Source organism: Brevundimonas terrae, assembly GCF_011761985.1.
GTDB lineage: Bacteria > Pseudomonadota > Alphaproteobacteria > Caulobacterales > Caulobacteraceae > Brevundimonas > Brevundimonas terrae.
Genome location: NZ_JAASQT010000005.1, coordinates 40,871 through 62,383, shown reverse-complemented (window position 1 = coordinate 62,383; position 21,513 = coordinate 40,871). Strand labels below are relative to the sequence as shown.

The window sequence follows — 21,513 nt, the reverse complement described above, 5'->3', positions numbered from 1 at the left end:
GGCTATTGCGCCACGGTATTACTGCCAGAACCGGAGCCGCTGACGAAGCTGTCGGCCAGTTGCCCCAGTTGCGCCGCCGCCCTGTACTGGTTGCGAAGACGCTCGACCGTCAGTTCCAGTATCTGGCGCTCGGCCTCGAAATATTCGCTCTCCATGACGATCAGGTCCTGAATGTCGCGACGCCCGACAATGAACTGTTCGGCATAGGCGGTGCGAACCGCGCCCGACTGGGTGACCTGATCGGACAAGGCCGAAATCCGGTCTTCCAGAGCGCGGTCATTCACGACCAGAGAGCCAAGGGTGCGTTTCAGATCACGCGCCGTGCCATCGGCCCCGAGGCGGGCGGCATCACGGCGGGCGGCTTCGAGGCGCGGACGCTGGAAGGTGCTGAACCCCTGCTGGGTGTTCATGCGCAGACGAAGGCCGATGGCGCTGTCATCCACCAGTCGCCCGCCGATCTCGCGGCGCATGACAGAGCCTTCGAGGACCAGACGCGGATAGCGGGCGGCCTGTGACTCGCGGAAGGTGGCATCGGCGGCCTCGGCTTCCAGCACCGAGCGGCGATAGAGGGGCGAGGCGACAATCGACTGTTCCAGTGCAGCCGGTGCCCGCAGAGGGATCAGGAAGGTGGTGGGTTGCGGCAGGCGCACACTGCCCGCCTCGCGTCCGACCAGAACCCGGAAGATTTCCTCGGCCTCGGCCAGTTCGCCGTTCAGACGCGCGCGCAGGGCTGATGCGATCGAGACGGCCAGATTGGCCCGCCCCAGTTCGGCTTGATCGGAGAAGCGGCCCGTGACGCGTTCCTGCGCCATGTTCTGGAGGCGACCTAGGCGTTCCAGATGGTCGTGGATCAGGGCCAGTTGGGCGCGACCACCGGCAATATCCAGCCATTGTTCGGAGACCTGAAGGGCCACATCGTCGCGGGTAATCAGCATTTGGGTTTGCTGGCGCGAGGTCAGGGCATCGGTGCGGTCCACATTCGAGCGGACCTGTCCCCAGTCATAAAGGGTCTGCGAGACGGTCACGTCATAGCCGACACCCGAGGATTCCGGTCCTGCCGAGGCATTGATGGCGGGCAGGTAGCCGTTGCGGGCGATACTGCCCTCGACCTCGGCCACCTCTATTTCGGCGCGGGCCATGCGCACATCGGGGTCACGCATCAGGGCTTCGCGGACGGCAGCGGCCAGTTCGATATCGCCCGTATTATCCTGTGCGCGGGCGGCGGCGCTTGTGGCCTGAACGGTCGAAGACGTAGCGGCCAGCCCGTGAGACGCGGTCAATAACAAGGCCAGAACGGCCGTCGAAGCCCCCGCTATATTCCGCATATTCCGGTTCATGGGTTCCCCTTGGACGCACCGTTACAAGTGATTCGAACACAATGAATAACACTGAAATCTCAATTTTCGGTTTGCAGCTTAACTTTAGTAACCGGCCAAGGTTCCCCTCTCGCGCGAAACAAAAAAGCCGCCGGACGGATCCGGCGGCCTTGATGAGACAAGATTTTGGCAGGGATTATCCCGCGCCCTTATAGGCCGGAAGCAGGTGGCCAAGCCGTGCGCCCATCTCTGCGCCCAAGGCCTGAAGCCCGTTCAGCGGACGCACCATCACCTCGAAGTCAACAATCTTTCCGTCGTCGTCGAAACGGATCATGTCGATGCCCTTGAGGGACTTGCCGCCGACATCGGCGCTGAATTCCAGCACGATGCTGTGGCCGTCATCGCCCGCGAAACTGCGGTGATAGGCAAAGTTCTCGAACACCTGGATGACCGTGCCCAGCACCAGCTTTACCGCCGGTGCCGAGGCATAGCCCTTGAAGGCCATGGGCGAGCGGAACACGGCGTCGGGATGCAGGATGGCATCCAGTTCGTCCATGTTCTTTTCCTCGACCAGCCGGTGCCAGCGGTTGAGGCTGTCCAGAGCCTTGGGGTGCAGTTTGGTTTCGGTTGTCAGCATGTGCGGGCCTCCCTTCCCTTCAAGCGTCAGATTTGGGCCGCAAGGCGCGTGCCCTGATTGATGGCGCGCTTGGCATCTAGTTCGGCGGCGACATCGGCCCCGCCGATCAGGTGAACCGTCACACCGGCATCCAGCAGGGATTGTTGCAGGTCGCGGTTCGGTTCCTGTCCGGCACAGATCACCACCGTATCGGCAGGGACGACTTGCGCTTCGCCGTTCAAGGTGATGTGCAGGCCGTCATCGTCGATGCGCTCATAGGTGACGCCGGGGATCATGTTGACGCCCTTGGCCACCAGACCCGCGCGATGAATCCAGCCAGTCGTCTTGCCAAGGCCCGCCCCGACCTTTGAGGTCTTGCGTTGTAGCAACGCCACCTGTCGGGCGGGGGCATGCGGTTGCGGGGCGGTCAGGCCACCGGCGGTTTCATAGTCCTGATCGACGCCCCATTCCTCAAAGAACAGGTCGATATCCTGAGACGGGCTGACGCCCTCATGGACGAGGTATTCGGCCACGTCGAAACCGATACCGCCCGCACCGATGATGGCGACCTTTTCACCGACCGGCTTCTTGTCGCGCAGCACATCCAGATAGGTCAGGACATTGGCGCGATCCTCGCCCTCGATGCCCGGTTTGCGCGGATTGATGCCGGTGGCCAGAACCACTTCGTCAAAGCCCTTGAGGTCGTCGGCTGTGGCGCGAGTGTTCAGGCGAAGATCGACGCCGGTCTTGGCTACATGGCCGGTGAAATAGCGCAGGGTCTCGTAGAATTCTTCCTTGCCCGGCACCTGTTTGGCGATGTTGAACTGGCCGCCGATTTTGTCGTCGGCATCGAACAAAGTGACCTTGTGGCCGCGCTCGGCCGCCGTGGTGGCAAAGGCGAGGCCCGCCGGTCCGGCCCCGACCACGGCCAGAGATTTGGGCGCTGGCGTGGGCGTAATGACGATCTCGGTTTCGTGGCAGGCGCGCGGGTTCACGAGGCAGGACGTGATCTGCAACGAGAAGGTGTGGTCCAGGCACGCTTGATTACAGCCGATGCAGGTATTGATATCGGCAGAGCGACCCTCGCGGGCCTTTTTGACGAACTGGCTGTCGGCAAGGAAGGGCCGCGCCATAGAGATCATGTCGGCCTGACCATCGGCCAACACCTGTTCGGCCACTTCGGGCGTATTGATGCGGTTGGTGGCCACCAGCGGGATGTTGACCTTGCCCATCAGGTTCTGCGTCACCCATGCAAAGGCCGCGCGGGGAACCTTGGTGGCGATGGTGGGGATGCGGGCTTCGTGCCAGCCGATGCCTGTATTGATGATGGTGGCCCCTGCCGCCTCGATAGCGCGCGCCAGCTGGATCACCTCGTCCAGCGTCGAGCCGCCTTCGACCAGATCCAGCATCGACAAGCGGTAGATGATGATGAAGTTCGCACCGACCGCCTCGCGCACACGGCGCACGATCTCGATCGGGAAGCGGATGCGGTTCTCATAGGAGCCGCCCCATTCATCATCGCGCTGGTTGGTGCGGGCGGCGATGAACTCGTTGATCAGATAGCCTTCGGAACCCATGATTTCGACACCGTCATAACCCGCATACTGGGCCAGACGCGCCGAGTTGACGAAGTCGGCAATGGTCTGTTCGACCTCTTCACCCGACAGGGGGTGCGGCACGAACGGGTTGATCGGGGCCTTGATCGCAGACGGTCCGACCAGTTCCGACGAATAGGCATAGCGGCCGAAATGCAGGATCTGCATGGCGATCTTGCCGTCATGATCGTGAACGGCCTTGGTGACGATCTTGTGGTGATCGGCCTCTTCTTCGGTGGTCATTTTGGAGGCACCCGGCCATGGGGCCGCGCGGGCATTGGGGGCGATGCCGCCCGTCACAATCAGGCCCACACCACCGGCAGCACGCTCTGCATAGAAGGCGGCCATGCGGTTGAAACCGTCCGGTGCTTCTTCAAGGCCGACGTGCATGGAGCCCATCAGCACCCGGTTGGCCAAGGTGGTGAAGCCGAGGTCCAGCGGACGGTTCAACAGCGGAAAATGCGACATGCCCATAGCTCTTACCCGTGTCCCCAATGGGGTCTTTCACCGCATCTAGAACATCGCTTTCGATGTTTTGCAACGGGTTGCAAAAACAATTGTTCTGCGCTGTTCTCCGGTCTTTAAGAAGCTGCCCCTAGGGAAAATCGCATGTCCCTGCCCCATGCCCTGCTGACCGCATTGATCGAACGCCCCCACTCTTCGGGGCTGGAACTGGCGCGCCGGTTCGACAAGTCGATCGGCCATTTCTGGCAGGCTTCACACCAGCAGATTTACCGCGAACTGGGACGGCTGGAAGCCGATGGCCTGATCGCGTCGGAGGCCGAAGCCGAGGCGCGGGGGCGCAAGCGCAACTATCATGTCCTGCCTGCGGGCGAGCAAGCCCTGCGTGACTGGCTGGGCGAGGCCGATGCCAGCACGCCTCTGCGCGATACGCTGATGGTGAAACTGAGGGCCGATGCCGTGCTGGGGCCGGAACGGTCCGACACGCCCGCCCTGATCGCCGCGATCGAAGACCGGCTGACCCAGCACCGCGACAAGCTGGCGCAATATGAGAGCTTTGCCGTGCGCGACATGGCCCATCCCGATCCCGACCGCGCCGTGCGTATCCGCCAGTTGATCCTGCAAGCCGGTCTGCGCCACGAAAGCGGATGGGTGGAAACACTGGAACAGGCGCTGGAACGGCTTAAGGTGCAAAACAGTTAAGTTCGTCGCCTTGTCGCAACCAATCGGCCACAACCAAGGAATATGGCGTTGATGCACACCAGAATGTTTGCCGTTGCCGGTCTGATGGCCGCTCTTTTGCCTGTTCAGGCCATGGCCCAGCAGGCTGTCCCGATGACCCCCGAACTGCTGCAATACAGCTGGGTCGTCAGCGACTTCGAAGGCAAGCAGATCAATAGCGAACTGCCGACTTTCCGCATGGACGACGACAACAAGATCGTCATCGGCCAGACCCAATGCGGCAATGACTGGAATGCCGATACCAAGGTGCACTTCCCGCATATCGAAATCACCAATGTCCAGACGGGGGCTTTCGATTGCGATGCGGCCCCTGACGTGAACCGCTTCCTGCTGGCGCTGGAAAAGGCCGACCGTTTCCAGACCTCGGCGGACGGTCTGGAACTGCTGGACAAGGACGGCAAGCGTATCGCCCTGATGGTTGCGGGCGGCTAACAGGCCCCCGAGGCAGACAGGTCCAGTGGCTCGTACAGCACCGGCAGGGCCACACGCACCTTGTCTCCTGCCAGAGCCATGATCTCGCGCATGGCCACATCTGTCCGCTCGACGGCATAGGGCAGGGGCTCAAGGGACTGGTCCAGTGAGCGGCTGAAATCGTCCCAATGCACAGGGATGACCAGCCGTGCCCCGCTGGCCTCTGCCGTATCACGCCAATAGCGGCGGATATGATCGGGGCTTTGCAGCCCCAGTTGGCCTATCGACAGCAGGATGACGTCGGCAGGATATTGCGACAGGTCGGCATGGGCCTTGCCCGCGCTGGGCACCGCCAGGATACGGCATGATCCGTGGGTGAAATAAAAGCCCAGACCACCGCCGGTCTTATAGTCGGTCGCGCGGGCGGGGACGGTGAAGTCCTCGGTTATCACGCCGCGCATCTTTTCCGGCGGGCCATGGTCCAGTTGGAAAAAGCGCACATTGAACCGGCTAACACGGATATCTTCTTCGGGCGACACGACCCGCACCGCGCCTACCCCTTCGGCCCGCGCAATCTGGCGCGTGGAGGCCGTGCCCCATACCTCGCCGCCCGCCTGTTTCACCCATTCGGGCGCATCCATGGCGTGGTCATAATGGCTGTGGGTGACCATCACCGCATCCAGACGCGATACGCCGGTGCGCGCCCTGACCTTGCGCACGCGATCTGCATCCGGCGTCACGCGCGAGGTCAGCACCTGCAACAGGGACGGACGCGTCACGAAGCCGTCGATCACCAATGTCGTTTCACCATCGGCCAGGACCACACCCGATGTGCCGATAAAGCGCATGTCCACCCCGCTGGCGGAAGGCTTTGTACTGACCGGCAGTTGGGGCCACTGCGCCAGTGAAGGTCGCAGGTTGAGCAAAAGTACCGCCACAAGGACCAGCACCAGACATATTGCCAGCCCCGCCAGCAAACGCCTGACCCACCTGCGCCCTATCTGTTTCTTGTGCCCCATACGATAGATACTAACATCAATATAAACATTGAACAGTGTGACAGGCCGATCAAATTCCGCGTCACTTCGGCCTGATTGCTTGCGTCAGAGGGACGCAGGCGGCACAGCATAGGCATGACCCAAACCTCGACCACTGTTCGCAATGGCCCCGGCTTTGCCGAGTTCGTCTGTCTAATCGCAATCATGATGGCGCTGAACGCACTGGCCATCGACGCCATGTTGCCCGCCCTGCCCGCCATTGGTGAGGACCTCGGCATTGCCAACGAGAATAGCCGCCAGTGGATCATCACCGCCTATCTGCTGGGCTTTGGCGTCACGCAACTGATCTATGGCCCGCTGTCGGACCGTTTCGGGCGCAAGCCGGTCTTGCTGACCGGAGTGGGCATCTATGTGGCCTTTTCGGTAGTGGCGGCGTTTTCGCACACCTTTACCCTGTTGCTGCTGGCGCGCATCGGCATGGGAATTGGCGTGGCGGCGACACGGGTTCTGGCCGTTTCCATCGTGCGTGACCGCTATGAGGGGCGCACCATGGCGCGGGTCATGTCGCTGAGCTTCCTCGTGTTTCTGGGTGTGCCCATTCTGGCCCCGACTGTGGGGCAGCTGGTGCTGCTGGTCGGGCCGTGGCAGTGGATTTTCTGGGTCTTTGCCATTTTCGGCACCAGCTTCCTGATCTGGGCCGCGCTTCGTCTGCCCGAGACCCTGCATCCCGAAGATCGCCGTGCCATCGAGACCGGTCCCATTCTTGATGCCTTCCGTCAGGCCGTCACCAACCGTCAGGCCATGGGCTATACGCTGGCCATGACCGCCATCGTCAGCGGCCTGTTCGGCTTTATCAACTCGTCACAGCAGATCTTCTTTGACGTGTTCAAGGCCCCGCACCTGTTCACCACCGTCTTTGCTCTGGTGGCGGGCGGGATTGCCGTGTCGTCGCTGATTAACTCGCATCTGGTCGAACGTCTGGGCTCGCGCCTGATTTCGCACTCGGCGCTGATGGGCTTTATTGTCTTCAGCTTCATCCATGCCGCGATCTCGTTGTCGGGCCATGACACCATCTGGACCTTCTCGATCCTGCAGGGCTGCAAGATGTTCTGCTTTGGTCTGGTGGCCGGTAATTTCGGCTCGATGGCCATGGAGCCGATGGGCCATATTGCGGGCACGGCGTCCTCGGCGCAGGGCTTTATCTCGACCATTATCGGTGCGCTGGCCGGTTTTACTATCGGCCAGTTGTTCAATGGCACCACCGTGCCGCTGACCAGCGGTTTTGCGGTGCTGTCGGTGGTCGCGCTGTTGCTGGTCCTGTGGGCCGAGAAGGGCAAGCTGTTCAAGGCGAAGCACGCCGCGCCCGCGCACCATGCTTGATCTTGGGCCTAATCTTGGGCCGCTCCCGCGCGCCACGCTTGATCTTTAGTACAGAACGGGGGCACTTCGGCAGCATCTGATTTACGGAGCTGCCGATGACCTTCAATCTGGCAGGCAAGGTATCCGCCCTTGCCCTTGCAACCGCTTTGGCCACCAGCCTCGGTGCCTGTGCCACGTCCTCCAGTCTGGTGACGGGTGATTTCACCCCGGGCACACCGGCGGTACAGCCCGCCGCACCGGAGACCGCGATGGCCACGGACTATGTGAACGACGTCCACTCCTATGCCCGACCCGCCGAGGCGCGTGTCACCCATGTCGATCTGGACCTGACCGCCGACTTTGCCGCCAAGACCCTGTCGGGCAAGGCGACACTGGATGTCACGGGCCGCGCCGGTGCCACGCAGGTCGTGCTGGATGTCAAAAACCTCGACATCCGTTCGGTGACCGATGCCTCGGGCCGCGCCCTGCCCTTCACACAGGGTGCATCGGACGCCATCAAGGGCCAGCCGCTGAGCATTACCCTGCCCGCCTTCCGTGGCAACGAGGCCCAGAAGGTCGTCATCACCTATGCCACCCGCCCCGATGCGGCGGCGCTGCAATGGCTGACCCCGCAACAGACGGCGGGCGGTGAACTGCCCTATCTGTTCAGCCAAGGTCAGGCCATCCTGACCCGCACATGGATCCCGACGCAGGACAGCCCCGGCATCCGCCAGACCTACACCGCCCGTATTGTCACTCCCGCCAATCTGCGCGCTGTGATGTCGGCCCAAGACCTGACACCGCAAGGCGAGGATGCCGGTAATGGCAGAAAGGCGTGGCGCTTCGACCTCGACAAGCCGATCCCGCCCTATCTGATCGCGCTGGCCGTCGGCGACATTGCCTTTGAAGCCTTTGACGAGCGCACCGGCGTTTGGGCCGAACCGAACCAGCTGGAAGCCTCGCACAAGGAACTGATCCCGACCGCCGAAATGGTCGATGCGGCCGAGGCACTTTATGGCCCGTATCAGTGGGGTCGCTATGACCTGCTGGTCCTGCCGCCCAGCTTCCCGTTCGGCGGCATGGAAAACCCCATGCTGACCTTTGCCACACCCACCATTATTGCCGGCGACCGTTCGCTGGTCTCGCTGGTGGCGCACGAACTGGCGCATAGCTGGTCGGGCAATCTCGTGACCAATGCGACATGGGACGATTTCTGGCTCAACGAAGGCTTCACCTCCTATTTCGAGAACCGCATCATGGAGTCCGTCTACGGACACGATGCCGCCGTTCAGGAACAGGTTCTGGCATGGACCGGCCTGCAGGAAGAGCTGGCCAGTCTCGATCCGGCAGACACCCGTCTGAAGCTGGAGCTTGAAGGGCGCGATCCCGACGAGGGCATGAATACCATCGCCTATGACAAGGGCGCGGCCTTCCTGCGCACCATCGAGCGCATCGCCGGACGCGAGAAGTTCGATGCGTGGATGCGCGGCTACTTCGAGCGCAATGCGTGGCGTCCGATGACCACCGAACGCTTCCTTGAAGATATCCGCACCCATCTTGTGAAGGGTGATACGGCGATGGAAAGCGCCCTGATGATGGATCAATGGATCTATCAGCCGGGCCTGCCGTCCAATGCCGTGGCTCCGGTCTCGAACGCCTTTACGGTGGTCGATGCTGCCGCGAGCGCCTTCTATGGTGACAAGGGTCCGGCCAGCGCCCTTCCCTGGGCCAGCTGGAACACGCAGCAGCGCCAGCATTTCCTGTCATGGCGTCCGAAGGACGGGGCCAAGACATGGCTGACCGAGGCGCAACTGGCCGATCTGCAATCGACCCTGAACCTTAATGCCGAGGGTAATGCCGAGGTGAAGTTCGCATGGTTGCAGGTGGCGCTGGCCCACCGTTACCAACCTGCGGTGCAGACGGCAGATGACTTCCTCAGCCACATGGGCCGTCGCAAATTCGTGCTGCCGCTGTTCCAGACCCTGTGGGATCAGGGCGAATGGGGCCAGACGATTGCCAAGAGCATCTATGCCAAGGCGCGGCCGCTGTATCACCCCGTCACGACCAACTCGGTCGATGCCGTGGTGGGACGTCCGTAAGGGCATCTGCGGTTAAAACAAAAAGGGCCGCCTTTCATGCGAAGGGCGGCCCTTTTTTAGTATGGATAGCGAAAGGCCTAGTCGCTCAACGCACCGCCGCGCGCCGCGCTGATGACGCAGTCTTGCAGGCCGCGCAGATATTGGCTGGGTGTTTCGCTGGCACTGGCATCCAGCCTGTCCTTGATGGTCACAAAGGTTGCCACCGGCACAGGGTCGGGACCGTCGGGGTCGGGCAGCTTGGTCTGCCAATATTCCTCGATCAGGATCACCGGTGCCTCGGCATCCTGTCCGCGGGCCGACAGTCTTTCCATCAGCAGTTCCATGTGCGCGGCGCAAACAACGGCTTCGCGCAGTGGCGGATCAATCGTATCCAAGGTGCCCGCAGCAAAGGTCGGCGGGCGCACACGCGCCACCGGCGGGGCCGCCGGTGCGGGACGTTCAGGCGTAAGCGCAGGAGGGGTAACGGGCGCTCTGTTAGAGGCCGCGGATTGCGCCCTCGCAACCATCGGTGCGCGGACGTCCGAATGTCCAGAAGGGGTTGTTCCCGCCAGCAACAGCAAGGTCAAAGCCGCAATCATCACTCAAACCTTTCGTTCCCGAGGGGGTGGGGAGATGCCCGACAGAAGACAGGCGCAATCTGGAGCTCGCACAGCCCCCCATGCCACATCCTTGCGTCTTCGAGAGTCGGTTATGTCCAGTTTTGTTCCCTTTCGCGCCACAATCTGTTCTCGCGTGACGAAAGAGACACGTCTGTTGCCCCATGCCGGTGGCCGGTCGCTTTTGCGTCTCCAAAGGTCGAGTTTCGCGCCCATATAGCGGGCCTTTGTTGCGGGCGCGGCTGTCATCGGTTAAGCCCCGCGCAGAGAATTCGCTGCGGGCCGCCAGAGGCGCGGCCCCGGCATGGTGTTGGAGCACGCATAGAATGGCTGAACTCGCCCCCGGTCTTGTGACCATCTTCGGTGGCTCGGGCTTTGTCGGCACCCAGGTTGCTCGTGCCATGGCCCGTCGTGGCTGGCGCGTCCGTATTGCCGTGCGCAAGCCTGCGCTGGCCTATGAACTGCGTATGACCGGCGATGTCGGTCAGGTGCAACTGACCCGTTGCGACATCAATAATCCCGCCGATGTCGCCGCCGCAATGGTCGGTGCCGATGCCGCCATCAATCTGGTTGGTATCCTGTTCGAAACGGGTGGCCGTAAATTCCAGGCCCTGCACGTCGATGGCGCGCGCCATATTGCCGAGGCCGCGACCGCCGCTGGCGTCAAGCAACTGGTGCATGTCTCGGCCATCGGTGCAGATGTAGATGGCGATGCGCTGTACGCCCGCACCAAGGGCGAAGGCGAGGCGGCTGTCCGCGCCGCCTTCCCGAACGCCATCGTGGTTCGCCCTTCGGTGATGTTCGGCAGCGAGGACGGCTTCCTGAACCGCTTTGGCAATATGGCGGCGCGTATGCCGGTCATGCCGCTGGTGGGTGGTGAAACCCGTATGCAGCCGGTGCATGTGACCGACGTGGCCGAGGCGATCAGCCGTCTGGCCAGCGACAGCCGCTATGCCGGTGAAACCTTCGAACTGGGCGGCCCGGCTGTCTGGACGATGAAAGACATCATCGACTACGTGCTTAAAGAAACCGGTCGTGACCGTATGGTCCTGCCGCTGCCGTCCGTGGCGGCGCGTGCCATTGCCAGCTTTGCACAGATTCCGGCTGCGATCGGTCTGACGCCGGTTGTGACGGTCGATCAGGTCAAGCTGCTGGCCAAGGACAATGTGGTGGCTGACGGTGCCAAGGGCTTTGCCGAACTGGGCATCGAGCCGACCGGCATGAAGGCCGTCGCCGAGGGCTATCTGTGGCGCTATCGCGATGGTGGCCAGTACGCGGCCCAGATCGCCGGATAGGTCTGGATTACAGACATAAAAAAGGGGCTCCAACCGGAGCCCCTTTTCTTTTGCCGTTTAGAGGCCGCCGGTCAGGGCAAGGCCGATCAGGCCCGCCACACCGACCACGATCCGCCACCATGCGAACGGAGCAAAGCCGCGACGCGACACGAAGTCCAGCAGCAGTTTCACCACCGCCAGACCGGCGATAAAGGCCGAGACAAAGCCGATCACGATCAGGCCCATATCGTCGAAATTCAGGTTCGCGCGGTTCTTGAACAGATCATAGGCGACCGCCGCCCCCATGGTCGGCAGGGCCAGAAAGAAGCTGAACTCGGCGGCCGAACGTTTATCGGTGCCCAGCAGCAGACCACCGGCAATGGTGGCACCCGAGCGCGACACACCCGGAATCATGGCCAGACACTGGAACAGGCCAATCAGGAAATAGATGCGGATCGGGTATTTGTCGGCATCCAGATAGGTTGGCATCTTCTTCATGCGGTCCAGCCACAGAAGCAAGAAGCCGCCGATAATCAGGGCCACACAGACGACAGCGGGCGTCTCGAACAAGACCTGTTTGATAAAGCCATAGGCAGCAAAACCGATCACCACCGCAGGCAGGAAGGCGACCAGCAGGCCGATGATGAAACGACGGGCCTCAGGGTCGAACGGCCAGCGCGTCGCCAGATGCCACAACTTTTTGAAATACAGGCTGATGATCGCCAAAAGCGCGCCGAGCTGGATGACGATCTCGAACGTCTTGCCCGTGCTTTCAAAGCCGAGGAAATGCCCCAGCAACAGCAAATGCCCCGTCGAGGAGACCGGAATGAATTCCGTCAATCCCTCGACAATCCCCATCAGGATCGCAATCAGCCAATCTGCCATCTGTCCTCGCCGAAATTGGGCTTGGCATCCATGCGGCCAAACCTGTTAAACCTGATCGTCTTAGCCCCCTGCGGCCTTAGCCGCCATTGGCGAAAAACACCTTTTGCGCGACAACAGCAAAATGACACAGCCCATAGCCGATCACGCCGCCACCAATCGCCGCATTACCACCCTCAGCGTCGGCGTGGCCGTGGTGCTGGTGACCCTCAAGGCCTTTGCCTATGGCGCATCGGGATCGGTGTCGATTCTGGCCAGCCTGACGGATTCGGCGCTGGATCTGGTGGCATCGCTGGGCACCTTTTTTGCCGTACGCTGGGCCGCAGCCGCCCCCGATGCCGAGCATCGCTATGGACATGGCAAGGCCGAAAGTCTGGCCGCGCTGGTCCAGTCCGGTCTGGTGATGGCGTCCGCAGTCTTTATCGGACTTGAGGCCGTGCGCCGCATTTTCCGCCCCGAGCCGGTCAGCGGTGGCGGATGGGCGATTGGCGTCATGGTGCTGTCGATCGGTTTGACCGGCTGGCTGATCTGGCAGCAGTCCCGCGCCATCAAGGCCTCCGGCTCGGTGGCAGTGGCGGGCGACCGCGCCCACTATTCTGCCGATCTGGCGGCCAATGTGGTGGTGTTGATCGGCATTATTTCCGGCAGCCTGCTGAAAGCGCCCGGTCTGGATGCAGCGGCGGGTCTGGTGGTTGCGGTCTGGCTGGGCTGGGGCGCTGTCGGGCTTTTGAAAACGGCCACCGGCCATTTGCTGGATGCGGCAGCCCCCGATGACGATCGCAACGGGATCACCTCTGCCGTTCTGGACGATAGCCGTATCCGCAATGTCCACCGTTTGCGCACCCGCATTTCGGGCAATACCCTGATGGTGCAGATGCATGTCGATCTGGATGCCAGCCTCAGTCTGGCCGAGGCCCATGACATTGTGGATGCCGCCGAAAAGCGCGTTCTGGCCCGCTACCCCCACGCCGACATCATCATCCATGCCGATCCGGCACCGGCGGTGGCCCCCGCTACGGAAGCGAATGCGGCACCAACCAGCGGACCTTGGGGCTAGATCCACGGCCGCGACGTATCTTTGATTTTTCCTGTGAAATCTTTGTGCGGCGCCGCTTTCAGTAAACGCACTCTTAACGCGCCTTATGCATTGAGTGGGGCAAATGTCCACACCCGCCATCCTGTATCATTTCGCCTTCCACCCCGCCTCGCGTGCGGCGCGTTTGGCGCTGGGCGAAGCCAAGGTTGAATGGGCCGAAGAGCCCGTGCGTCCGTGGGATGAAAACTGTCCGCTGTTCGATCTGAATGCGTCGGGCATGCCGCCGGTTCTGGCGGTGACGGAACGCGGCAAGCCGCTGAACCTGTGCGAGCTGGACGCCATTCTGGGCTGGATCGAGGATCGCACCAAAGGCGATGTTCTATTGCCGTCCGATGTATTCGAACGCGCCGAGGCCCGTCGCCTGACCACATGGTTCACGCGCCGGTTTTCGGACGATGTCGATTCCATCCTGCTGCATGAACGGGTGGAAAAGCCGCTCCTGCGTCTTGGTCCGCCCGATGCCCGCCAGTTGCGCGAAGGCCGCGAGGCCTTGAAGCAACATCTGGCCATGCTGGAAGACCTTGCATCGACACGCGAATGGCTGGCGGGGCGTCGCCTCAGTCAGGCCGATCTGGTCGCTGCGGGCCATATCTCGGCTCTGGACTATTTTGGCGAAATGCCGTGGGGCGTCATTCCCTCGCTCAAGCTGTGGTATTCCAAGATCAAGTCGCGGCCCTGTTTCCGTGCGCTTTTGTCGGACCGTCTGCCGGGGGTGTCCCCTGCCAGTTGGTATACCGATCTGGATTTCTAACGCCTGTCAGGGCTAAAGGGCGGGTATGGCCGCCGATCCTAGAGACTTTATCCGCAAACGCGCCGCTGAACTGGGGTTCGGCGTGTGCCGCTTTGCCGATGTCCGAGAGGCATGGCCCGCTAGCGAGCGGCTGGAACAGTTTGTCGCGGCCCAGCGCCATGGCGACATGGAGTGGATGCAGACGACTCTAGAGCGCCGCCGCCACCCCAATGGCATGTGGGACGAGGCCGTCAGCGCCATAGTTCTGGGCATGAACTATGGGCCCGACCATGATCCTCGCCCCGAACTGGAACAGGCTTCGGACGGCTATATTTCCGTCTATGCGCGCGGCGACGATTATCACGAGATCATCAAGGGTCGCCTGAAAATACTGGCCGGACAGATCGCCGCGCGCCTCGGTCAGGATGTGAAGGTGTTTGTCGATACCGCGCCCCTGATGGAAAAACCGCTGGCCGAGCGGGCCGGTATGGGATGGCAGGGCAAGCACACCAATCTGGTCAGTCGCGATCTGGGCAGTTGGTTCTTTATCGGCACCATCCTGACCACCGCCGAACTGAAACCGGATGTGCAAGGCAAGGAAAGCTGTGGCTCGTGCCGTAGCTGTCTGGACGCCTGCCCGACCAAAGCCTTTCCGGCCCCGTTCCAGATCGATGCAAGGCGCTGCCTGTCCTATCTGACCATCGAATATGGGGGCCTGTGGCCGCAAGAATTCCGCACGGCGACCGGCAACCGCATCTATGGCTGTGATGACTGTCTGGCCGCCTGTCCGTGGAACAAGTTCGCACAGGCCGCATCCGAGACACGCCTACAAGCGCGCGAGCATTTCATCACGCCCAAGCTGGCCGATCTATTGGCGCTGGATGATGCGGCGTTCCGTGCCCTGTTCACCAAGAGTCCGGTCAAGCGGATCGGGCGCAATCGCTTTATCCGCAATGTCCTGCATGCGGCGGGCAATTCCGGCGATGACGCTCTGGTGCCTCTGGTCGAGCAACTGGTCGATGACGAGGATGTGGTGGTGCGCGGCACCGCCATCTGGGCGCTAAAGGCATTGGCCCCCGCCCGTTTTGCGGCGCTCAAAAAAGAAAAGCTCCCGACCGAGCCGGAGGCTGCGGTCAGGAGCGAATGGCAGGCGTAAAAGTCGTTTAGCCGTTGGCGGCTGTACCGCCCTTATGGCCACCCGGTACATCGGCGACGTCCAGCACCTGAAGGCGGAACACCAGCACCGAATTGGCCGGAATCGGTCCGGCCTGATTTTCACCATAGCCCAGTTCCGGCGGTACATAGAGGTACCACTCGTCACCCTTGCGCATCAGCTGCAGGGCCTCGGTCCAGCCCTTCACCACCTGATCGGGGGCAAAGACGGCGGGCGAGCCTCGTCCGAACGAGGAATCGAACACTGTGCCGTCCGTCAGCGTGCCTTCATAATGGACGCTGACCAGATCATTGCTGTCCGGCGACTTGCCGTCCGCCGGTCCCGAGGTGACGATCTTGTACTGCAGGCCCGACGGCAGGGATGTAACGCCCTCGGCCTTACTGTTCTCGATCAGGAATTCCTGCGCGGCCTTTTTGGCGGCCTCGGCATCAGCGCTGGAACCATTATCCGAACGGCCACAGGCCGCCAGAGCCAGTGCCGCGATCACGGCGACACCTGCGGGCTTAGCCCATGCGAAGTTCATAACCCTTGTCCTTCAAGGCTTGGCCGATCTCTTCGGCGTGACGGGCGTCGCGGGTTTCAACCATGATGTCGAACTCGGCCCCCTTGGCCGGAACGTCTAGCGCAAGACGGTTGTGGACCACATCAATAATATTGCCGCCAAGGCCACCGATCACCGCCGCCATTGCCGACAACATGCCGGGGCGGTCATCGCCCAGAATGCGGTAAACGATCAGGCGTTTCTCGCGCACCATTTCGCGGTTCAGAACCACGGCAAGCATACGCGCATCAATATTGCCGCCGGTCAGCTCGATACCGATCTTCATACCCTTGAAGCGTTCGGGATAGGCCAGAATAGCGGCAAGGCCACCGGCCCCCGCCCCCTCTGCGACCGTCTTTTCCAGCGTCGCCAACAGCGCCACGCCTTTTTCAAAATCGGCTTCCTCGCAGACAAACACCTCGTCGATCAGGGCGTCGGCCAGAGCAAACGGAATATCGCCCACGGCCTTGATGGCAATGCCCTCGGCAATGGTCTGGCCGGTGCAAACCGGCGGCTTGCCCGCACGGCGCGCGGTAAAGGACGGATAGCGGGCAGCCTCGACACCGAAAATCTTGATGTCGGGTTTCAGCCCCTTGGCCGCGATGGCGCTACCGGCGATCAGACCGCCGCCGCCGATCGGGATAATCAGGGCGTCCAGCTCCGGCACATCCTCGACGAATTCCAGACCGCAGACACCTTGGCCCGCGACAATGCCTTCATCGTCAAAGGCCGAGACGAAGATGAAACCCTTTTCATCGCGCAGGCGGTGGGCTTCCTCTGTCGAGGCCGAAAAGTCGAGGCCGTGGATGACCACATCGGCCCCGTGGGCGCGGGTGCCGTCCACCTTCACGAAGGGCGTGCCCTCGGGCATGACGATGGTGACGGGCACGCCGAGGCGACCGCCGTGATAGGCCAGGGCCTGAGCATGGTTTCCTGCCGAAGCAGCGACAACGCCGCGCTTTTTCTCTTCCGGCGTCAGTTGCAGCAGGCGGTTCAGGGCACCGCGCTCCTTGAACGAGCCGGTAAAATGCAGGTTGTCGAACTTGATCCAGATATCGACGCCGGTCAGTTGCGACAGGCGGCGCGAATAGCGGACCGGCGTGCGATCGACCTGTCCGGCGATACGCTTCTGTGCCTCGCGGATATCTTCAAAACGGACTGTCATGGTTGAACGGGGGCTTCCTCTTATCTTGTCGTGCAGGCACCGTAATTGCCGACGACGCTTTGCGCTGTTGTGAACCAGCCCAAGGCTGCGGACAAGCTTGACACTGCGTCATCATACAGGTCATCGAATAGGAATAATCCTTGGATCACCCCCCTGCGAACGAGGTTCCCATGTCGCGCAAAGCCTTCCAAGCCGCCCGCCAAGCCGCTGGCCAGTCCCTGACGGTTACAGCCCTGCTGGGGACCATGGCTCTGGCGGCCTGTTCGACCGTACCCGTGGGCAGCGGACCTGCGCCCGTGGCCTCGGGGGCTTTTGACCGTGCCGATTTTGTCTGGTCCAGCGCACAGGGCCGTGGCGGCATTCAGGGACAGGTGACCTCGACACAGGACGGCACAGCCTTTTCCTGCATCGGTTCGGTCGGTTTGACGCCCGCCACCCCCTATACGGATGCCCGTTTCCAGACCCTGTACGGTTCCAATTCCCGCGCCCAGCTTCCCGCTGAAGTGGTACGCGCCCGCACTGTGCCGGACCCCAGCGCCGACTATAGCGACTTCCTGCGTTCGACCGCTTGCGAGAATAACCGCTTTGACTTTGCCAACCTGCCGGACGGGCGCTGGTATGTGATTGCACCGGTGCGGGCAGGTCAGGGACCGGTCACGGTGCTGATGCAACAGGTGCATATCCGCAACGGCCGCACGATCAACCTGTCGTTGTAAAACCCCGATGCCGCACTTGTGTGTCGGCGAACACATGACGATCATTTCACGGACATTGTTTGGCCGCACCGATCCGCAGAGTCAGAAGCACTCAGTAGATCGGGAGCGTGCCTGTTATGTCCCAACACAATATCATCGGTTCCGAGGCCTTTAGCGGCACGCGGTACATCATCGTCCGCAATGTCCGTACGGGCATTGGTCGCCGCCGTCGTCGCACGGGCATGGTGATGTTGGGCGTTGCGATTCTGGCACTGTTGCTGGGCGCGCTGGTGGCGGTATTCGCACTGGCCCCGCTGCTGATGGATCCGGCCAGCGCCCGTGAAATGCCCGCAAGCGAGGCTGCTGCGGACGACCAGTCGTCTATGCGCCTTCAGCCAGTCGAGCGCGGCGCGGCGGCGGCAGAGCCTGCTGGCACCACCGCCCCTTAAGGCCGCTTCCGGGCTCTCGTTCAGGCTCTAGTTTAGGGCATGACGCTTGAGCTTGTCTTCCAGATTGCGGATGCGACGGTCCATGTCCGCAACCTGATCTTTCAGGCGCTGGGCCTCGGACTGCATATCGACCGGCGAACCGTCCTCGTAATGCAGTTGTGCGCCCTTCTCGATCAGGTCGAGGCGATAAAGCGCCGTGACACGCGCCGCGCGGAAGCGTTCCAGTTCGGATTGGTCGTTCATCACACAGCCGCCGTCACAATGATTTCTACAAGATAGTCCGGCGTGGCCAGCCTGGCCTCGCCCGTGGCACGGGCCGGAGGGTTGGCCGTATCGACCCACGCATCCCAGACCGTATTCATGGTTTCAAAGTCGGCCATATCGGCCATCCAGATGGTCGCCATCAGGATTTTCGACTTGTCGCTACCGGCCTCGGCCAGCAGGGCCTCGATTTCGGCAAGCGCCGTGCGCGTCTGGTCCGCGACATCCTCGTGCGGTTCGCCGACCTGACCGGCCAGATAGACAACGCCATTATGGACAACGGCCTGACTCATGCGGGCGTCAGGCTGGATGCGTTTGATCATGGCTAAAGACCTTTCGTTTGCCCTGCCATAACCGCCTCTTGCGCGCGGGCCTAGAAGATTTCCAGTAACAACCAAACCAGAGCAAAGGTGGCGACAAAGGACAGTGCAAACAAAAGGACATTGCTGCTGCCCTGTTTGCGCCGGGCCACGGGTTGCGGATACAGATCCGGTGGCAGGTCTACGGGTATCTTGCTCATTCGGGGCCTCGAACATCATCGTTACGCCACTCAAACGCCGATTGCGTCGATATGATCCCGCTGGTTTTTTAAGCGCGTGGCCCGCATAGCCACTTTCATCCTCCGTCAGGTCGTGTCACAGGCAGGTCATGGAAAGCACCCGTATCGATAACCGTATCGGCATTCGCGCTTCGGCAGAGCAGATCTGGGAAGTGATCGAAGACCTGACCGGCTGGCAAAGATGGAACCCGTATGAGCGCGATATCGAAGGCTCGTTCGGGTTTTCGACGCCGCTGCGTTTCCGCGAAGTCTTTCCCGACCTGCGCGAGCGCCATGTACAGGCCAGCGTCTCGGAATGGATTCCGGCGGGCAAGCTGATCTGGAGCGAGAAGCGCGGTTTCCTGTCGGCTTCGACGCGGTTCATCCTGCTGGACGAAGTGGAAAAGGGTGCCACCATCGTCACCAACGGCATCACCTTTTCGGGCCTGCGCGGCGAGTTGTTCCATGACAAGCACCGCGCGCGTATCCGTCCGGCATTCACGGACATGAACGAGAGACTGAAAGCCCTGCTGGAAGGTTAAGGACCTTATCAGCCCATCATATCAATGATGCTGATGACCGCCGGTCCCATGATGACCACGAACAATACCGGCAGGAAGAAGATAATCATCGGCACAGTTAGCTGGGCCGGAAGAGCGGCAGCCTTCTTCTCGGCCGTCGCCAGACGCAGTTCGCGGTTTTCCTTGGCCATGGTCCGCAAGGCGGTGCTGAGCGGTGTGCCGTAGGTTTCGGCCTGTGTCATGGCCGTAGCCACGGACTTGATACCCGGATGGTTGGTCCGCTTGGCCAGATTATCGTAGGCCATGCGGCGATCCGGCAGATAGGACAGTTCCGCCGACATCAAGCTGAGCTCTTCGGCCAGCTCCAGCGACTGGCTGCCGATTTCCTGACTGACCTTCTGGATGGCCGCCTCGATGGACATGCCCGATTCCACGCAGATCAGCAGAAGGTCGAGCGCGTCGGGGAAGGCCTCGACGATCTTTTGGCGGCGCTTTTGAATGTGGTTCGACAGATAGATATTCGGACCATAGAAACCGATGGCAATCGCCACCGCCACGCCCGCAATCTTGGTCATCAGCGGGGCATTAAAATCGGTCACTACAAACAGGTAGAAAGCCACCACGGCCGCCAATATAAGCGGGGTGAAGACACGAAAGAAATAGAAGGTCGTGACAGGTCTTTGCCCACGGAATCCCGCCTGCATAATTTGTTCGGTGATCTTGGGATCTTCGAGCAGCGTCGAGATGTTCAGGCGGTCAACGACTCGCTTTTTAAAGCCTTCGTCAGTTTGACGCAGTGAAGGGGTATTGCTGCCCTGCATAGAGGCTCGCGAGCGACGGCGCAGATCGGCACGACGATCCGCCACATGCTTGATGCGCTTCTCGAAACTCTGACCACCGCCCATACCACTCAGCAGGGTAAAGAGCGAGGCAAAGACCGCGACGCCCACACCGATCGACAGCAGGTTCTGCGGCGTGGTCATGAAACGGATGAAATCTTCCATATCGTGTCCCCGTCAGATCTTGAAATTGATCATTTGCTTCATGACCATGACACCCATGCCCATCCAGCAAGCGGCTCCCAACAGCAAGAACTGGCCACGCACATCGATGAACATCGTGATCATATAGCTAGGACTGAACACCATCACGATGGTCATGACCAAGGGCGGCAGCGAGCCAATAATCAGGGCCGAGGCCACGGCTTCGGACGACATCGCCTTGATTTTTTCCCGCATCAGACGGCGCGAACGTAGCACTGTGGTCAGATTGGTCAGGGCTTCGGCAAGGTTACCGCCTGTCTTTTGCTGGATAGCAATGACGATGCTGAAAAACTTCAGTTCCGGCGTCGGCATGCGCTCGTACATGCGCTCCAGTCCCTCGGCCAATGACATGCCGACGCCGAGACCTTCGAGCAGGCGCTGGAACTCGCCCCCCAGAGGCTCGGGGCTTTCACGGGCGATGATCTTGAAACAGTCATTGACTGGAAGACCGGTCTTGATACCGCGCACAAGCACATCAACGGCATCGGCAAACGAGGCCGAAAATTTCTTGATCCGGCCCTTGGCCAGAAAGCCCAGTACCCAGCGCGGCAGGCCGACACCCAGAATGACCATCACCCCCAGACACAGGAAGATGTTCATTCCCATGATAAACGGCAGGGCAAAGCCGATCAGGCCCGCCAGCACGCTGAAAATGATAAAGGTCCGCACCGACAGGGTCAGTCCTGCCTGACGGATACGCGAGGTCAGGCTAACGCGGGCCTTGCGTTCGCGGCGGTCAACTTCCTGAAGCTGGGTGAGGATCTGCTTGCGACGGACCTCCGCCGTGACCGGCGCATTGGTGCGCTTACCCTGTACCGTCGCCGGACGGGCAGCCGTCAGCGCCTTGGCGCGTTTGACACCATCGCTGGCGCTGTCGTCTCCGCCGACCAGAACCCAACCGATCCCGCCGATCGTGACAAAGGCCAGAACAGCCGCCAAGACCATCATCAT

24 protein-coding genes are annotated in these 21,513 nt (G+C 61.5%); 11 read left to right on the top strand and 13 right to left on the bottom strand.

Annotated features, from left to right (window positions below; translation table 11 throughout):
• Positions 1-2: 2 nt before the first annotated feature.
• The 3 genes from FHS64_RS11580 to FHS64_RS11570 all read right to left on the bottom strand — a co-directional run bounded on the left by FHS64_RS11580 (position 3) and on the right by FHS64_RS11570 (position 3,995).
• Positions 3-1,325, bottom strand: coding sequence for a TolC family protein (locus FHS64_RS11580; protein WP_167178444.1), 1,323 nt, complete (start codon positions 1,323-1,325; stop codon positions 3-5).
• A gap of 187 nt (positions 1,326-1,512) precedes the next feature.
• The gene (locus tag FHS64_RS11575) at positions 1,513-1,953 is read right to left on the bottom strand and encodes a nuclear transport factor 2 family protein (RefSeq protein ID WP_167178442.1); all 441 of its coding nucleotides are present in this window, start codon (positions 1,951-1,953) and stop codon (positions 1,513-1,515) included.
• 26 nt (positions 1,954-1,979) lie between these two features.
• Positions 1,980-3,995: an NADPH-dependent 2,4-dienoyl-CoA reductase gene (locus tag FHS64_RS11570; protein WP_167178440.1), complete on the bottom strand. Its 2,016-nt coding sequence runs from the start codon at positions 3,993-3,995 to the stop codon at positions 1,980-1,982.
• 141 nt (positions 3,996-4,136) lie between these two features.
• Between FHS64_RS11570 and FHS64_RS11565 the strand changes: the two genes are divergently transcribed.
• Positions 4,137-4,691: a PadR family transcriptional regulator gene (locus FHS64_RS11565; RefSeq protein ID WP_167178438.1), complete on the top strand. Its 555-nt coding sequence runs from the start codon at positions 4,137-4,139 to the stop codon at positions 4,689-4,691.
• A 51-nt stretch (positions 4,692-4,742) separates the two neighbouring features.
• A complete protein-coding gene (locus FHS64_RS11560; protein ID WP_167178435.1) occupies positions 4,743-5,162 on the top strand; it encodes an META domain-containing protein in 420 nt (139 codons plus the stop codon).
• Here FHS64_RS11560 and FHS64_RS11555 read toward each other — a convergent pair.
• The gene (locus FHS64_RS11555; RefSeq protein ID WP_167178433.1) at positions 5,159-6,118 is read right to left on the bottom strand and encodes an MBL fold metallo-hydrolase; all 960 of its coding nucleotides are present in this window, start codon (positions 6,116-6,118) and stop codon (positions 5,159-5,161) included. The genes FHS64_RS11560 and FHS64_RS11555 overlap by 4 nt on opposite strands.
• Positions 6,119-6,274: 156 nt before the next feature.
• On the opposite strand from FHS64_RS11555, the gene FHS64_RS11550 reads away from it, so the two are divergent.
• Positions 6,275-7,519, top strand: a complete 1,245-nt coding sequence (locus FHS64_RS11550; RefSeq protein WP_167178431.1) for a multidrug effflux MFS transporter — start codon at positions 6,275-6,277, stop codon at positions 7,517-7,519.
• Positions 7,520-7,614: 95 nt separating this feature from the next.
• Positions 7,615-9,597, top strand: a complete 1,983-nt coding sequence (locus FHS64_RS11545) for a M1 family metallopeptidase (protein ID WP_167178430.1) — start codon at positions 7,615-7,617, stop codon at positions 9,595-9,597.
• Positions 9,598-9,674: 77 nt separating this feature from the next.
• Here the strand turns inward: FHS64_RS11545 and FHS64_RS11540 are convergent, their stop codons facing one another.
• On the bottom strand, positions 9,675-10,175 hold the full coding sequence (locus FHS64_RS11540) for a hypothetical protein (protein ID WP_167178428.1): 501 nt from the start codon (positions 10,173-10,175) through the stop codon (positions 9,675-9,677).
• Between the two features lie 344 nt (positions 10,176-10,519).
• Between FHS64_RS11540 and FHS64_RS11535 the strand changes: the two genes are divergently transcribed.
• Complete coding sequence (locus tag FHS64_RS11535) at positions 10,520-11,488, top strand: complex I NDUFA9 subunit family protein (protein WP_167178426.1); 969 nt, start codon at positions 10,520-10,522, stop codon at positions 11,486-11,488.
• Positions 11,489-11,545: 57 nt separating this feature from the next.
• Here FHS64_RS11535 and FHS64_RS11530 read toward each other — a convergent pair whose 3' ends face one another.
• Positions 11,546-12,352, bottom strand: coding sequence for an undecaprenyl-diphosphate phosphatase (locus tag FHS64_RS11530; protein WP_167178424.1), 807 nt, complete (start codon positions 12,350-12,352; stop codon positions 11,546-11,548).
• A gap of 121 nt (positions 12,353-12,473) precedes the next feature.
• On the opposite strand from FHS64_RS11530, the gene FHS64_RS11525 reads away from it, so the two are divergent.
• The 3 genes from FHS64_RS11525 to queG all read left to right on the top strand — a co-directional run bounded on the left by FHS64_RS11525 (position 12,474) and on the right by queG (position 15,331).
• Positions 12,474-13,406 carry a cation diffusion facilitator family transporter gene (locus FHS64_RS11525; RefSeq protein ID WP_167178422.1) on the top strand — a complete coding sequence of 311 codons (933 nt, stop codon included), beginning with the start codon at positions 12,474-12,476 and terminating at the stop codon, positions 13,404-13,406.
• Between the two features lie 103 nt (positions 13,407-13,509).
• Entirely contained in the window at positions 13,510-14,196 is a 687-nt protein-coding gene (fzlA, locus tag FHS64_RS11520) for an FtsZ-binding protein FzlA (RefSeq protein ID WP_167178420.1), read from the top strand.
• A 25-nt stretch (positions 14,197-14,221) separates the two neighbouring features.
• Positions 14,222-15,331, top strand: coding sequence for a tRNA epoxyqueuosine(34) reductase QueG (gene queG / locus FHS64_RS11515; RefSeq protein WP_167178418.1), 1,110 nt, complete (start codon positions 14,222-14,224; stop codon positions 15,329-15,331).
• 7 nt (positions 15,332-15,338) lie between these two features.
• Here the strand turns inward: queG and bamJ are convergent, their stop codons facing one another.
• Both bamJ and FHS64_RS11505 read right to left on the bottom strand, forming a co-directional pair.
• Positions 15,339-15,872 (bottom strand): BamJ family beta-barrel-assembly machinery protein, encoded by a 534-nt coding sequence (bamJ, locus tag FHS64_RS11510; protein ID WP_167178416.1) that lies wholly within the window; start codon positions 15,870-15,872, stop codon positions 15,339-15,341.
• Positions 15,853-17,055 (bottom strand): threonine ammonia-lyase, encoded by a 1,203-nt coding sequence (locus FHS64_RS11505; protein ID WP_167178414.1) that lies wholly within the window; start codon positions 17,053-17,055, stop codon positions 15,853-15,855. Before FHS64_RS11505 ends, bamJ begins: the two co-directional genes overlap by 20 nt.
• Before the next feature lie 170 nt (positions 17,056-17,225).
• Between FHS64_RS11505 and FHS64_RS11500 the strand changes: the two genes are divergently transcribed.
• Positions 17,226-17,771, top strand: coding sequence for a hypothetical protein (locus FHS64_RS11500; protein ID WP_243862954.1), 546 nt, complete (start codon positions 17,226-17,228; stop codon positions 17,769-17,771).
• Between the two features lie 116 nt (positions 17,772-17,887).
• Positions 17,888-18,199 carry a hypothetical protein gene (locus tag FHS64_RS14195; protein ID WP_208380930.1) on the top strand — a complete coding sequence of 104 codons (312 nt, stop codon included), beginning with the start codon at positions 17,888-17,890 and terminating at the stop codon, positions 18,197-18,199.
• 27 nt (positions 18,200-18,226) lie between these two features.
• Here FHS64_RS14195 and FHS64_RS11490 read toward each other — a convergent pair whose 3' ends face one another.
• The 3 genes from FHS64_RS11490 to FHS64_RS11480 are packed head-to-tail and all read right to left on the bottom strand — an operon-like array spanning position 18,227 to position 18,980.
• Positions 18,227-18,442, bottom strand: a complete 216-nt coding sequence (locus FHS64_RS11490) for a hypothetical protein (RefSeq protein ID WP_167178412.1) — start codon at positions 18,440-18,442, stop codon at positions 18,227-18,229.
• Entirely contained in the window at positions 18,442-18,783 is a 342-nt protein-coding gene (locus FHS64_RS11485) for a RidA family protein (RefSeq protein WP_167178410.1), read from the bottom strand. Before FHS64_RS11485 ends, FHS64_RS11490 begins: the two co-directional genes overlap by 1 nt.
• 50 nt (positions 18,784-18,833) lie before the next feature.
• A complete protein-coding gene (locus FHS64_RS11480; protein WP_167178408.1) occupies positions 18,834-18,980 on the bottom strand; it encodes a hypothetical protein in 147 nt (48 codons plus the stop codon).
• A 128-nt stretch (positions 18,981-19,108) separates the two neighbouring features.
• On the opposite strand from FHS64_RS11480, the gene FHS64_RS11475 reads away from it, so the two are divergent.
• Positions 19,109-19,540, top strand: coding sequence for an SRPBCC domain-containing protein (locus tag FHS64_RS11475; protein ID WP_167178406.1), 432 nt, complete (start codon positions 19,109-19,111; stop codon positions 19,538-19,540).
• A gap of 8 nt (positions 19,541-19,548) precedes the next feature.
• On the opposite strand, the gene FHS64_RS11470 is transcribed toward FHS64_RS11475, so the two are convergent.
• Both FHS64_RS11470 and FHS64_RS11465 read right to left on the bottom strand, forming a co-directional pair.
• Positions 19,549-20,523: a type II secretion system F family protein gene (locus FHS64_RS11470; RefSeq protein WP_167178404.1), complete on the bottom strand. Its 975-nt coding sequence runs from the start codon at positions 20,521-20,523 to the stop codon at positions 19,549-19,551.
• Between the two features lie 12 nt (positions 20,524-20,535).
• Positions 20,536-21,513: a type II secretion system F family protein gene (locus FHS64_RS11465; protein WP_167178402.1), complete on the bottom strand. Its 978-nt coding sequence runs from the start codon at positions 21,511-21,513 to the stop codon at positions 20,536-20,538.

What these genes read in the sequence shown, in the direction of transcription:
- FHS64_RS11580 (WP_167178444.1), bottom strand. Translation starts at nt 1,325, where the DNA reads ATGCGGAATATAGCGGGGGCTTCGACGGCCGTTCTGGCCTTGTTATTG.
- FHS64_RS11575 (WP_167178442.1), bottom strand. Translation starts at nt 1,953, where the DNA reads ATGCTGACAACCGAAACCAAACTGCACCCCAAGGCTCTGGACAGCCTC.
- FHS64_RS11570 (WP_167178440.1), bottom strand. Translation starts at nt 3,995, where the DNA reads ATGTCGCATTTTCCGCTGTTGAACCGTCCGCTGGACCTCGGCTTCACC.
- FHS64_RS11565 (WP_167178438.1), top strand. Translation starts at nt 4,137, where the DNA reads ATGTCCCTGCCCCATGCCCTGCTGACCGCATTGATCGAACGCCCCCAC.
- FHS64_RS11560 (WP_167178435.1), top strand. Translation starts at nt 4,743, where the DNA reads ATGCACACCAGAATGTTTGCCGTTGCCGGTCTGATGGCCGCTCTTTTG.
- FHS64_RS11550 (WP_167178431.1), top strand. Translation starts at nt 6,275, where the DNA reads ATGACCCAAACCTCGACCACTGTTCGCAATGGCCCCGGCTTTGCCGAG.
- FHS64_RS11545 (WP_167178430.1), top strand. Translation starts at nt 7,615, where the DNA reads ATGACCTTCAATCTGGCAGGCAAGGTATCCGCCCTTGCCCTTGCAACC.
- FHS64_RS11540 (WP_167178428.1), bottom strand. Translation starts at nt 10,175, where the DNA reads ATGATTGCGGCTTTGACCTTGCTGTTGCTGGCGGGAACAACCCCTTCT.
- FHS64_RS11535 (WP_167178426.1), top strand. Translation starts at nt 10,520, where the DNA reads ATGGCTGAACTCGCCCCCGGTCTTGTGACCATCTTCGGTGGCTCGGGC.
- FHS64_RS11530 (WP_167178424.1), bottom strand. Translation starts at nt 12,352, where the DNA reads ATGGCAGATTGGCTGATTGCGATCCTGATGGGGATTGTCGAGGGATTG.
- FHS64_RS11525 (WP_167178422.1), top strand. Translation starts at nt 12,474, where the DNA reads ATGACACAGCCCATAGCCGATCACGCCGCCACCAATCGCCGCATTACC.
- fzlA (WP_167178420.1), top strand. Translation starts at nt 13,510, where the DNA reads ATGTCCACACCCGCCATCCTGTATCATTTCGCCTTCCACCCCGCCTCG.
- queG (WP_167178418.1), top strand. Translation starts at nt 14,222, where the DNA reads ATGGCCGCCGATCCTAGAGACTTTATCCGCAAACGCGCCGCTGAACTG.
- bamJ (WP_167178416.1), bottom strand. Translation starts at nt 15,872, where the DNA reads ATGAACTTCGCATGGGCTAAGCCCGCAGGTGTCGCCGTGATCGCGGCA.
- FHS64_RS11505 (WP_167178414.1), bottom strand. Translation starts at nt 17,055, where the DNA reads ATGACAGTCCGTTTTGAAGATATCCGCGAGGCACAGAAGCGTATCGCC.
- FHS64_RS11500 (WP_243862954.1), top strand. Translation starts at nt 17,226, where the DNA reads ATGTCGCGCAAAGCCTTCCAAGCCGCCCGCCAAGCCGCTGGCCAGTCC.
- FHS64_RS14195 (WP_208380930.1), top strand. Translation starts at nt 17,888, where the DNA reads ATGTCCCAACACAATATCATCGGTTCCGAGGCCTTTAGCGGCACGCGG.
- FHS64_RS11490 (WP_167178412.1), bottom strand. Translation starts at nt 18,442, where the DNA reads ATGAACGACCAATCCGAACTGGAACGCTTCCGCGCGGCGCGTGTCACG.
- FHS64_RS11485 (WP_167178410.1), bottom strand. Translation starts at nt 18,783, where the DNA reads ATGATCAAACGCATCCAGCCTGACGCCCGCATGAGTCAGGCCGTTGTC.
- FHS64_RS11480 (WP_167178408.1), bottom strand. Translation starts at nt 18,980, where the DNA reads ATGAGCAAGATACCCGTAGACCTGCCACCGGATCTGTATCCGCAACCC.
- FHS64_RS11475 (WP_167178406.1), top strand. Translation starts at nt 19,109, where the DNA reads ATGGAAAGCACCCGTATCGATAACCGTATCGGCATTCGCGCTTCGGCA.
- FHS64_RS11470 (WP_167178404.1), bottom strand. Translation starts at nt 20,523, where the DNA reads ATGGAAGATTTCATCCGTTTCATGACCACGCCGCAGAACCTGCTGTCG.
- FHS64_RS11465 (WP_167178402.1), bottom strand. Translation starts at nt 21,513, where the DNA reads ATGATGATGGTCTTGGCGGCTGTTCTGGCCTTTGTCACGATCGGCGGG.